This is a genomic window from Spirosoma sp., from assembly GCF_048594605.1.
GTDB lineage: Bacteria > Bacteroidota > Bacteroidia > Cytophagales > Spirosomataceae > Spirosoma.
The window spans coordinates 32,954-44,769 of sequence record NZ_JBMDWV010000394.1 but is presented as its reverse complement, the minus strand read 5'-3'; the positions used below and the strand labels follow the sequence as shown (position 1 = coordinate 44,769).

At 50.0% G+C, this 11,816-nt stretch carries 8 protein-coding genes; 3 read left to right on the top strand and 5 right to left on the bottom strand.

What is annotated here, in order from left to right; translation table 11 throughout:
- Nucleotides 1-152 precede the first annotated feature (152 nt).
- From ACOJS8_RS24545 to ACOJS8_RS24525, 5 genes are all read right to left on the bottom strand, one after another.
- Entirely contained in the window at nt 153-1,469 is a 1,317-nt protein-coding gene (locus tag ACOJS8_RS24545) for a PQQ-dependent sugar dehydrogenase (protein WP_420151199.1), read from the bottom strand.
- A gap of 109 nt (nt 1,470-1,578) precedes the next feature.
- Nucleotides 1,579-1,947 (bottom strand): DUF3471 domain-containing protein, encoded by a 369-nt coding sequence (locus ACOJS8_RS24540; protein WP_420151198.1) that lies wholly within the window; start codon nt 1,945-1,947, stop codon nt 1,579-1,581.
- Nucleotides 1,948-1,980: 33 nt separating this feature from the next.
- Nucleotides 1,981-2,403, bottom strand: a complete 423-nt coding sequence (locus tag ACOJS8_RS24535; protein WP_420151197.1) for a GNAT family N-acetyltransferase — start codon at nt 2,401-2,403, stop codon at nt 1,981-1,983.
- Nucleotides 2,404-2,414: 11 nt separating this feature from the next.
- Nucleotides 2,415-3,362: a threonine ammonia-lyase gene (locus ACOJS8_RS24530; RefSeq protein WP_420151196.1), complete on the bottom strand. Its 948-nt coding sequence runs from the start codon at nt 3,360-3,362 to the stop codon at nt 2,415-2,417.
- A gap of 29 nt (nt 3,363-3,391) precedes the next feature.
- Nucleotides 3,392-4,426 carry a LacI family DNA-binding transcriptional regulator gene (locus tag ACOJS8_RS24525; protein ID WP_420151195.1) on the bottom strand — a complete coding sequence of 345 codons (1,035 nt, stop codon included), beginning with the start codon at nt 4,424-4,426 and terminating at the stop codon, nt 3,392-3,394.
- A 277-nt stretch (nt 4,427-4,703) separates the two neighbouring features.
- On the opposite strand from ACOJS8_RS24525, the gene ACOJS8_RS24520 reads away from it, so the two are divergent.
- From ACOJS8_RS24520 to ACOJS8_RS24510, 3 genes are read left to right on the top strand one after another with little or no spacing between them, the layout of a single operon-like run.
- The gene (locus tag ACOJS8_RS24520; protein ID WP_420151194.1) at nt 4,704-7,751 is read left to right on the top strand and encodes a SusC/RagA family TonB-linked outer membrane protein; all 3,048 of its coding nucleotides are present in this window, start codon (nt 4,704-4,706) and stop codon (nt 7,749-7,751) included.
- Nucleotides 7,752-7,755: 4 nt separating this feature from the next.
- Nucleotides 7,756-9,231 (top strand): RagB/SusD family nutrient uptake outer membrane protein, encoded by a 1,476-nt coding sequence (locus ACOJS8_RS24515; protein WP_420151193.1) that lies wholly within the window; start codon nt 7,756-7,758, stop codon nt 9,229-9,231.
- A 32-nt stretch (nt 9,232-9,263) separates the two neighbouring features.
- A complete protein-coding gene (locus tag ACOJS8_RS24510) occupies nt 9,264-11,810 on the top strand; it encodes a glycerophosphoryl diester phosphodiesterase (protein ID WP_420151192.1) in 2,547 nt (848 codons plus the stop codon).
- Nucleotides 11,811-11,816 lie beyond the last annotated feature (6 nt).

Sequence of the window (11,816 nt, the reverse complement as noted above, 5' to 3'; positions counted from 1 at the left end):
CCGGTTGGCGATAGACGAGCCAACCTGAACTGGCAGCAAAACACGACGCTTGGTGCCCGTGCCCGGATTCTGTATCAGTTTTAGATAAGTAGAAAGTCGTCAGGCAGTAGATACGAACAATATCTACTGTCTGACGACTTTATATTTTCGGCTTACTTACTGGCTGCTACCCGCCAGATACGTCCGGCGGCATCGTCGGCCACCAGCATCGACCCGTCCGGTAAAACGGTTACCCCAACCGGGCGGCCATAAACGTCTTTGTTGTTACCAGCGATAAACCCTGTCAGGAAATCTTCAGGCTTACCGGGCTTTCCGTCCTGAAAAGGCACAAACAAAACTTTGTATCCCGCTTTTTGCTCGCGATTCCCAGAGCCGTGCTTGCCAACAAAATCGCCATTGTGGTATTTTTCCGGAAACGCTGTTTTATCGTAGAAAGCTAGTCCAAGCGAAGCCGTATGCGAGCCTAAAGGTACGTCGGGCACCACCGTCTTTTTGACCAGATCAGGTCGCTCTCCTTTACGTCGTGGGTCTTCGTTTGGACCAAAATATGCATAAGGCCAGCCATAAAAAGCACCAGCTTTCACGCTTGTCATATAGTCTGGAACAAGTTCATCTCCCAGTTCATCGCGTTCATTAACCGCCGTGTACAGCACTTTTGTGGTAGGTTGCCAGTCCATGCCTACGGGATTACGTAGTCCGCTGGCATAGATACGCTCGCCTGTTCCGTCCGGATTAATTTCCAGAATACCCGCTCTACGTTTCTCATTTTCGATACCATGCTCAGCAACATTACTACCCGATCCGACCGAAACGTAAATTTTCTTTCCGTCGGGACTTGCCAGCAAATTGCGCGTCCAGTGATTGTTGTAGCCTCCGGCGGGTAATTCCAGAATTTTCTTTCCAGGCGAGGTTATTTTCGTCTGGCCAGGCTTGTAATCATACATCATTATGCCGTCTGTATTAGCCACGTAGAAATGATCACCCAACACCAGCATCCCGAAAGGTTGGTTAAGCCCAGCCAGAAACGTTTCTTTCAAATCGGGTTTCCCATCCTTGTTGGTATCGCGTAACAGCGTCACCCGGTTCGCACTTGCTCCGGTACGTTCCGATTTATTTCGCCCTGTTACGGCATTGATGACCTTATCTTTAGGCTTATTACGTTCCGTATTGGATTCGGCAACCAGAATATCGCCACTAGGCGCTACGTATATCCAACGCGGACTTGCCATATCGCGGGCAAATTCGGTAACTGCAAAGCCAGCCGGTGCCTGAGGTGTTTTACCGGCAGGCCAGTTGAGCACGTTACTGAAATTCTTCGTCGATTTTGTCGCGTAGGGCGCGGGCAGATCAATTATTGTATCGGCCGTCGCTACTGTCTCTTCGCTCTGATTTGATTCTTTCTTCTGGCTGCAGGCCAGTAACGCTACCGACAACGTAACACTTGCCAGTAAAGAAGTGGTGGTTTTCATTGTTGAGTATGTTAGGTTTTCTCGTTTAGTACGCAGCAATCAGGCTATAATAATCCATTTACGCCTTCGTACAACACGTAACTACTCAACTCACTGTGCAATTATTTGGTTATGGTTTATCTTTCTTGGCCGATAGTTCTGTTCCCTGAATCGCCATTGTAAAACCCGTTACGGCTTTCGTCGCAGCATCCCGCACAAACGTAATAACGGAGCCATACGAACTGGTAGACTTGTAGGTATCCGCTTTATCCTGCCTGACCAGTTTATTTTTTCCTAAATCATCAGCCGAGCCGTATAATTCCCCTTTTTCAGTTGTAACGGTATATTTCTTGACGGGGCTATCACTATCAAAAGAATAGGAGCCCACATAGGCTTTCAACGCTGTCGAGTCAGTCGATGGTGCGGCCGTTTGCGCATTCGAGATGGTAGCCAGCATGAGCAGACTCATACCTAATAGTGATGTCAGGAACTGTTTCATGGATAAAAAAGAATTAGATAGATAGTCAGACACTTACAAGGTACGAGAAAATCTGGCATACGGAATAGGCCCTTTATAAAATATCTCACTGACAGCTTCCATCCCAAAACGTCGGTAGAAAGCAGCGGCATCCAATCGGGCATCGCACCAGAGCGACGTAGCCCCCAGGCGCCGGGCTTCGGCTATTACGTGATTCAGCAATTTTGTACCAATTCCCTGCCGCTGCAAATCAGGTCGAGCCGCAAACTTCCGGAATCGAGCCTCGACCGGACTGGCTTCTTTATCGTCAATAAATAAAGAGATCACGGCGACCAATTCTTCATCCCTAAAAGCGCCAAAATGGAATCCTTCATCATCGTTTTCAATCTTCACGTACTCGAAGGGTTTGTCGGGCCAAAGTACGCTGTGACGTAGCGGATACGTTTGCTCAGGCTTAATAGAACGTATTGAAACCATAACGATGGCAATTAAAACGGCAATTTTCCTAAATCTACGTTGCCACCTGTAACGATAATACCGATTTTTTGTCCGGCAAATTGATCTTTATTTTTCAGAATGGCCGCCAGTGGAACGGCTGAAGATGGCTCGATAATAAGTTTCATTCGCTCCCAGACCAGGCGCATAGCGGCCGTAATTTCCTCATCCGATACCGTCAGAATATCCGCTACGTGCTCACGAATAATCGCCAGTGTACGTTCACTCAGCGTAGTCATCAAACCGTCGGCAATGGTTTTGATGTACGGCGCTTTCTCAACGCAGCCACTGCGAAATGACAATATCGCATCGGCTGCCCCCTCCGGTTCAGCAGCAATAACGCGCGTTTCGGGCGATAGATAATGCGTCGTTAAAGACGTACCACTCAGCAGACCTCCCCCACCAACGGGGGCCATAATTGTATCGAATGGGCGGGGCGTTCCGGCATCTTCGATTAGTTCGATTGTGGCTGTCGCCTGTCCGGCGATAACGCGTTCATCGTCAAAGGGGTGCACCAGCACGGCACCCGTACGCGCTATTACATCCCGAACACCCTGCTCACGCGCTTCCAGCGTTGGTTCGCACTCGATTACTTCGGCGCCGTAACCCAAAACTGCCTCTTTTTTTACCTGTGGCGCTGTTCGCGGCATCACAATGTACGCTGGCAAACCTACCTGCCGGGCCGCAAACGCTACGGCCTGTGCGTGATTACCGGACGAGTGTGTCGTAATGGCTTTTCCTTCCTGATTAGCCGCGACCTGTAATATCGCATTCAGGCCACCCCGCGCTTTGAAAGCGCCAATTTTCTGGAAGTTTTCGCACTTAAAAAACAGCTCAGCGCCAGTGCGGTCATTGATGGTTTGGTTTGTCAGGACGGGCGTCCGATGAATGTAGGGCCGGATACGGTTATGGGCTTCCTGAATACTATCGAGAGAAATCATTGGCTACGTAATGGTCGAATGGTGGCAAATTACGAAGAAAAGCCCTTCTGCGTCGATCCCCGAATGACAAGATGAGTCGGCAGGACGACGGTTTTGGGGGCTATATCGACTTCGCGTTCGGCTGTAAGCTGTTCAACCAGTAGCCGAGCCGCTTGCTGCCCAATTTCATGTACTGGCTGCGCTACAGTAGTTAAGCCGGGTTCGATAAATGCAGACAGCGGATCATTGCTGAATCCGACAATCGCTACGTCGTCAGGAACCCGTAATCCACGCCCTTTAATAACCGTCAGGGCTTCTATGGCCGTGGGATCATTAATGGCGAACAGGGCGTCGGGTGGCTGCGGTAAGTTCAGCAGATGGTTTACGTAAATATTAGCCTTCTCCAGCGTCAGATCGTACGAAATGATTAAATCGGGTTCAACAGGCAGACCATGCTTCATCAACGCATCCCGATAGCCATTGAGTCGGTTTCGGCTGTTGGGCAACGTATTGGGACCTGCCAGATGAGCAATCCGCCGGCGACCGGTTTGGATCAGGTGTTCGACGGCTTCGAACGCGCCGGCATAATCATCGACAACCACTTTCGGTACGTCCATATCTTCGCATACGCGATTGAAAAAAACGACCGGAATCCCCTGCCGCTGAAACTGCCGGAAATGATCGAAGTTGCGCGTTTCCTTTGTGTGGGATACAATCAGTCCATCGACCCGGCTGGCGAGCAACGCCCGTGCATTCGTCACCTCTGTTTCGTACGACTCATTTGAGTGGCAGATCACTACATTATAACCCGCTTCGGCCAGCGCTTCCTGCACGCCAATAATCACTTTAGGAAAGAAATACGAAATAAACTCAGGCACCATAATGCCGATGGTATGCGTCTGATTGGTCAGCAGCGAAATCGCCACCTGGTTACGCTGATAGTTCAACTGCTCAGCTAATTCGAGGACTTTTCGCCGGGTATCCGCATTAACATGCGGGTGTCCTGTCAACGCCCTCGATACCGTCGCGTTCGACAAATTGAGCTGTTTGGCGATATCGATAATTGTTGTTTGGTGCGATCGCATAATTTGTATTTTTCCTATAATAATCCAGTAAGACTCAGAAAACAATTGTAAATGTTGCAGAAAATTGGAAACGTTTCCAATAAATCCGGGAAACGTTTACAATAAAATAAATAAAAAAAAACTTTGCCAAAGCGGATCGATAAGCTAGTTTAAGTCATACAATGTGATTTACCTTAATTTTCCAATGCAAACGAATCAATCTTGATACAAACGACTCTTTATCACGTACTCGAACAAGCAAAAGCCTAAAATTGAACTATTCCTTTAAATCCTTTTTATGAAAAAAATCTTACAACTGCTTATGTTCACACCGCTGCTCTTTTTGCTGGCGGGAGCAGACGTAGTGGCCCAAACGAACACTATTACTGGTCGGGTTACTGGCTCCGACGGTGTTCCGCTACCAGGGGTTAGCGTTGTCCTCAAAAACACGCAGCGCGGTACAACTACCAATGCAGAAGGGCGATACACGTTACCTAACATACCAAAGGACGGCATCCTGACGGTCTCGTATATTGGATACGTAACGCAGGAACTGCCAATCGGCAACCGAACTTCCTTTGACGTTATTCTGCAATCAGACGATCGGTCGCTAAATGAAGTCGTTGTCGTCGGTTACGGTACGCAGCGGAAGGTTGAAACGACGGGCGCTATTGCTTCCGTAAAATCGACGGAACTCGTTCAAACGCCTGTGGCTAACGTAGCACAGGGGTTACAGGCGCGCGTATCGGGTGTGCAGGTCAATCAGAATACAGGAGCGCCAGGCGGTAGAATCAGCGTACGCATTCGGGGAACCAATTCGATCAACGGTAACTCGGAGCCGCTGTACGTCGTCGATGGGATTCAGATTTCGAACGGAACCAACAACAGCAGTGAAATTAACAGCGTCAGTCCGCTGTCGACCATCAACCCGAATGATATAGAATCGGTGGAGATTCTGAAAGATGCGTCGGCTTCGGCCATTTACGGTTCACGGGCAGCCAATGGCGTGGTGCTGATTACGACCAAGCGAGGTAAAACGGGCGCTACCCGCGTTACCCTCGACAGTTATTACGGGGTGCAGAACGTGAATAAAAAACTGGATGTGCTCAATGCGGCTGAGTTTGCCCAGGTAGAAAACGAAACCTTTAAAAATAACTATTATGCCAATCCGGCGTCGCTCGGCGAAGGAACGAACTGGCAGAACATTATTTTCCGACAGGCACCGATTCAAAGCCATCAGCTGTCGATCAATGGAGGCTCCGAAAAAACACAGCTGTCGCTTTCGGGCAACTATTTCAATCAGGACGGAATTATCATCAATTCGAATTTCAAACGCTATTCGTTTCGTTTGAACGTTGATCACCGGATTAGTAATCGTGTGAAGGTCGGTACCAGTATTTTAGGCAGCTACGTTATCAATTCGGGCGTTACCACCGGCTCACAAACCATAGGCGATGCGGCTGTCGTGAACGCAACAGTTCTGGGAGCAGCCCTTGGCGCACCGCCTACTTTGCAACCTTACCGGGAAGACGGCACAATTTTTCCGTTTGGCGAGCAGGCCAATGGTCAATACCGGGAAGTAATCAATCCGCTGAACTATACGGCAATTCTGAATCAGACCGCTATCCGTCGAACACTGGCGAATGTGTATGGCGAAATTAACCTGCTGAAAGGACTAACATACCGGGCTTCGTTCAACGTGGATATGCAGGGAACGCTCCGCGATACATATTCGCCCCGTTCCATTGTCAACAAGTCGGATTTGAACGACAATTCGGGGTCTGGATCAAAAACCAACACCAACAATCTGGCGCTGCTACACGAAAGTATTCTGACCTATGGCACTACGTTCGCCAAAAATCACTCGCTGAAAGTAACGGGCGTATTTGCCACACAATCTGAGAATTACAACCAAAATCAACTCACTGCGACGGGCTTTCCGAACGATGCTACGCAGAACGAGGCTCTGCAATTGGCGCTGACCCGAAACGTTAGCAGCAACCGCACTTCACAACGACTCGATTCTTATCTCGGACGTATCAACTACGGTTTCAAGGACCGGTATTTTCTGGATCTGACGGCGCGTGTCGATGGCTCAAGTCGCTTCGGAGCCAACCATAAATACGGCGTATTTCCGGCTGTGTCAGCGGGCTGGCGGATTATCGAGGAGCCATTTGCGAAATCGCTCACCTGGCTTTCTGATCTGAAATTACGCGCCAGCTACGGGATTACGGGTAATGCGGGCGGTATCGATCCGTATCAATCCCTGGCGACGGTTTCGGCCCCAAATCCGGGGAGTGATTACAACATCAATCATACGTATGTGATCGGCATTAATCCATCGGGTATTGCCAATCCTGATCTGCGCTGGGAACGTTCGGCCCAAACCAACCTGGGACTCGACATTGGCTTCCTCAATAACCGGATCAGCTTTATTGTCGATGTGTACCAAAAAACGACCAAAGACCTACTCTACGTGAAAACGTTGCCGCTGAGTTCCGGCTACAGCACCATCACGGGCAATTTCGCGTCGCTCGAAAACAAAGGGCTTGAACTGGCCACCAACGCCAGGATTCTGGACGGCGCGCTGAAATGGAACGTGTCGGCCAACGCTACGTTCAACCGGAACAAATTGCTTGATCTGGACGGTGGCACCACGCGGGAACGCTTTGTAACCGCTTATTCCGTTCTACAGGTTGGAAGTCCGCTCGGTTTGTTTAAAACGTATGTTTTTGACGGTATCAACCAAACCGGCGAAACGATTTTGCCCGGCTATGGCGGTACGTTAGGTGGGCAGAAGGTGAAAGATCTTAACGGCGATGGCACTATTTCGGCGGCCGATCAAATCATCACCGGCAATCCCAATCCGAATTTCATTTACGGTTTCTCGACCAATCTATCGTTCAAAAACTTCGACTTCAGCGCGTTTTTGTCGGGCTCACAAGGCAACGATATTTACAACGCCAGCCGCCTTTCGTTTACCATGCCGTTGGGGCAACGTAACATGCTGAAAGGAGTCGTCAACCGCTGGACCCCCACGAATCCGAACAACGAATTTCCGGCTCCGGCGCAGGGCGGCCGTATGCCGGTGAGTAACTACGTAGTGGAAGATGGGTCGTACCTGCGCTGCAAGAACGTAACGCTGGGCTACACGCTGCCGCGCATCAAAGGCATTCAGAACATTCGGGTGTACATGAGCGCCAATAATCTGTTTACGCTGACCAGCTACAGCGGCTTCGACCCGGAAGTAAACACCTACGCCGGTTCGAACACGCAGATTGGCATCGATAACCTGGTTTACCCACAAGCGAAGTCATTTTTAGGTGGTTTACAGATCACGCTCTAAACTCATGAAAAAACTCTTTATTCCTATACTCGCAGCGCTCTGCCTGGCTGGCTGCAAACTGGACGAAACGATCTATTCGTCCATCTATACCGAAGCGTTTTACAAAACGGCGGCCGATGCCGAAAAAGGGCTGATTGCGGCTTACGATCCCCTGGCTGATATGTACAGCGGTCCGGCTATGACGTTAGTACCTGACTTTAGCGATGATCAGACGTATCCGCGTGGCGTTGTTGGCCGTAATACGCTGACACTCTTTTCGTACGACGTCAATTATACGGTTCAGAAAAGCAATTCCCGGACCAACGAATCGCCCCAGCAAATTTGGGCATCGAGTTATGAAGGCATCGAACGATCGAACTGGATCATTGCGAAAGTGCCCGCAGCCAACATGGACGAAACGCGCAAGAAGCAAATCCTTGGAGAAGCTTATTTTTTACGTGCCTTTTATGAATGGGCGTTGGCGAAAAACTTTGGCGATGTACCCATCAAAACCACGCCGAGTTATTCGGAAGCCGATGCCGTAGTTGGAAAAAGCACCAAAGCTGACGTTTATAAGCAGATTTACGCTGATTTAGATCAGGCCTTTGCGGCTGGGCTTCCGTCATATCCGGCTGTTGACAAAGGTCGTCCGTCGAAAGAGGTGGTGAATGCGCTGTATGCTAAAGCGGCTTTGTATAACGAAGACTGGGCCAAAGCGCTTGAAAAAGCGCAGGCGGTTATTTCGTCCGGCAAATACTCACTCATGCCCGATGTACGTAACGTCTATAAGTACGATCAGGAGGATGCCGCGCGAATTGAGAACATGTGGGCCTATGAAGTTGACCCAATCGCCCCTAGTCGTTCACATCAATTAGTTGGCTTGTGTGGCCCGGCTGGTAGTGCTGGTGCTGAATACGGAAGAACTACGTTCGGGTCGATGTTTGCCTATATGTCGTTTTTTAAGTCGTTCAATCCCGTCGATAAACGGCGTCAGTTGCTCGATACGACCTACGTTGATCGGAGCGGTAAGGTTGTCCCGCAACGGAGCATTACCCCTATTACGACCGAGGGCGTATTGATCAAAAAATACCAGGACCCGAACACAACGATTGGTATGATTTCCAACATTCCCATTTTTCGACTGGCTGATGTGTACCTGATTGCTGCCGAAGCCGAAGCCCGGCTAAACGGTGCTACGTCAACAGCCTACAGTTACATTAACGTAGTGCGTAAACGAGCCGGACTGCCTGATTTACAGACCGGCCTGAGCAAAGACGCTTTCATCGACGCCGTGATTCAGGAGCGTGCGTGGGAATTCTTTGCTGAAGGGGATCGCTGGTACGATCTCACCCGCACGGGTAAATTCCTGACTGTGATTCCGAAAGCCGTCAACAGCGTGTATCCAACACGTAGCGTAACGGCCAAAAACAAGTATTTTCCGATTCCGCAGGACGAACTGAATGCCAACCTGAAACTGGAGCAGAATCCAGACTGGAAATAACGCTGATGCACGATCTTAACTATTTCTTTTCAATGGCTTATTCCAAGACGGTTGCAGTTTTGTTGTCAGGTTGGTTGATGGTATTGACTGCGAAGGCACAATCGAACCAGACAATCTCACTCGCAAATGAACGTATTAAAGTCATCTGGAACAGTACGTCCAAAGGCTGGTCGATCAGTCAGGTATCCGTGCGCAAAGGCAATCAATGGGTGAACGTAGCGACACCTTCCGGCGAAAACACGTTGCTGTACAGTGCTGACAAACCTTCCACAAAACCCGATACTACGTTCAAATCGATTACAGGCGAGGAATTTCCCGGACCGAAGTATCACTATCAGGAGTCGCAGTGGGCCGAGAGTACGAACCCAGTTTCGTTGAATAAGGCGGGCCAGGCTATGTACTTTTTCCCAAAAGAAGGCAAGCTGACGGGTAAAAATAGTCTTGTCTTTCGGCAGGAAACGGACGTAGCAACGATCCAGACGGATTGGACGTTCGACCCAAAATTTACGTCCGACATCCTGGTCAAGCAGACTATTACGCCGAAGAAAGAAGGCTATTTCTCGTTAGCCAGTCCAACCTTAGCTACCCTGACCGAGAATAATCTGGCCTGGGCTACCATACCGGGTTATTTTCAGGGGAATCGATTTCAGAAAAATTTCGCACTGGCGTACGCCTATGGACACGGCATCCCGACACTGCCCGCCGTATATCGTGAACGTTGCGCCAGTACGTTGTGTCCGATGCTGACGGCTAAAAATGGCGTTACGTTCGCCGTCATTCCGGAACCGGGACTGGCCCGCGATCCGTGGGCAACCGACAAAATCACCCAGACGAACTGGAACATCGGGCTGTCGCACATGAACCGTAAAGCGCAGCTTTCGCCGACGCTGTATTATCCAATACTGGGCGAACCCAAATCGGCCCTGAAGGTTGGCGAAACGCTTAGCTACACGTTCCGATACAGTTTAATTGATGGCGACTGGTTTAAAGCGCTGAACCATGCCGTTTATGATGTGTACCGGTTTAAGGAAACACTGGCGCTACGTCAAAGCAAACAATCGCTGACCAACCGCATTGAGAAAATGCACCGGTACCTGACCGATCCGAAAACATCGATGTGGAACATTGAAGAGTTTGAGGGTAAAAAAATTGGAGCGCAGTCGTATCTGGGGGGCGTAGTGGGCTCGAACAAAGACGCAATGAAAAACTCCGATTACGGGGCAATGTGGATGCTGGCGAAGGCCACGAACGATCCGGCGCTTACCCAGAACGTACTGCCCTACGCCCTGAATTTCAAACTGGCGCAGCAGGAAACCGCCGACAACTTTTTCGAGGGCGCCGTTGAAGGGCAATACTATCTGGCCAAATCCAAGAAATTCGTGGAGGAGTGGGGCACAGTTGTCGAACCGATTGGACTAACGTATTACACGATGCTCGACATTGGCAACATGCTGTTGTTTGAGCCAGACAATGCCGAACTGAAAGAACGACTACGCCTGGGAGCTGATCGGCTACTAACCTGGCAGAAACCCGATGGCCGTTGGGCTGTAGCCTATGATCGTCAGTCTGAGCAGGAAGTTTTTAAAGACATTCAGGATGTTCGACCGACGTTCTATGGCCTGATCGTAGCGTACCGTCTGCTGAAAGACCCCAAATACTTAGCTGCGGCCCGGAAAGGTGCCGACTGGTTTCTGAAGAACGCTATTGAAACGGGAAGCTTTCTGGGCGTGTGTGGCGATGCTCGTTACGCCCCCGATTTTGCAACGGGACAATCGGCGCAGGCGCTGCTGGACTTGTACGATCTGACGCGTGATGTACGCTATCGAGAGGCCGCCATTACAGCCGCCAAAATCTACACGACGTCCATTTACACCCACCCAATTGCTAACCAGTCTGTGAAAACAGTTAATGGTGCTCAGCGTCAGGATTGGGAAATCAGTCAGACGGGTCTGAGCTTTGAGCATGGCGGTATTTTTGGTTCGGCTAACCGGGCGGGCCCAATTCAGTTGTGTAGTCACGCGGGTCTGTTCATTCGGATGTATGGCCTGACGAAAGAGCCGATTTTTGCGGATATGGCCCGCGCAGGCGCTATCGGGCGCGACGCCTTTGTCGATCCGAAAACGAGCGTAGCATCGTACTACTGGAACGCCATGAACCGGGGCGCTGGCCCGTATCCGCACCATGCCTGGTGGCAAATTGGCTGGCTAACTGATTATCTACTGGCCGAAGCCGAACTGCGATCAGGCGGAAAAGTGTCTTTTCCACGCGGGTTTGTTACGCCCAAAGTCGGGCCGCACCAAACGTACGGGTTTGCGCCGGGAACGGTCAATGGAGAGAAAGCGAATCTGGTTATCAATGAGAACATAGTACAACTCGACAATCCGTCTATCGACTACGTACTGGCAAAAGCAGTGCAGGGCGAAAAACTGTTCGTGATTTTGCTGAATAACCGTGATCAGAAAAGCGATTTTCAGATAACCATTAAAGGGCAAAAGACGCAGACAAAGCAATTGCCTGCTTTCGGAATGGAAGTGATTACGGTTGATGATGGGCTAGAAAAGTCAAAGATGGAACGCTGATTATTA

Coding starts and splice junctions, on each gene's coding strand:
- ACOJS8_RS24525 (WP_420151195.1), bottom strand. CDS start 4,426: ATGCGATCGCACCAAACAACAATTATCGATATCGCCAAACAGCTCAAT.
- ACOJS8_RS24520 (WP_420151194.1), top strand. CDS start 4,704: ATGAAAAAAATCTTACAACTGCTTATGTTCACACCGCTGCTCTTTTTG.
- ACOJS8_RS24545 (WP_420151199.1), bottom strand. CDS start 1,469: ATGAAAACCACCACTTCTTTACTGGCAAGTGTTACGTTGTCGGTAGCG.
- ACOJS8_RS24535 (WP_420151197.1), bottom strand. CDS start 2,403: ATGGTTTCAATACGTTCTATTAAGCCTGAGCAAACGTATCCGCTACGT.
- ACOJS8_RS24510 (WP_420151192.1), top strand. CDS start 9,264: ATGGCTTATTCCAAGACGGTTGCAGTTTTGTTGTCAGGTTGGTTGATG.
- ACOJS8_RS24530 (WP_420151196.1), bottom strand. CDS start 3,362: ATGATTTCTCTCGATAGTATTCAGGAAGCCCATAACCGTATCCGGCCC.
- ACOJS8_RS24515 (WP_420151193.1), top strand. CDS start 7,756: ATGAAAAAACTCTTTATTCCTATACTCGCAGCGCTCTGCCTGGCTGGC.
- ACOJS8_RS24540 (WP_420151198.1), bottom strand. CDS start 1,947: ATGAAACAGTTCCTGACATCACTATTAGGTATGAGTCTGCTCATGCTG.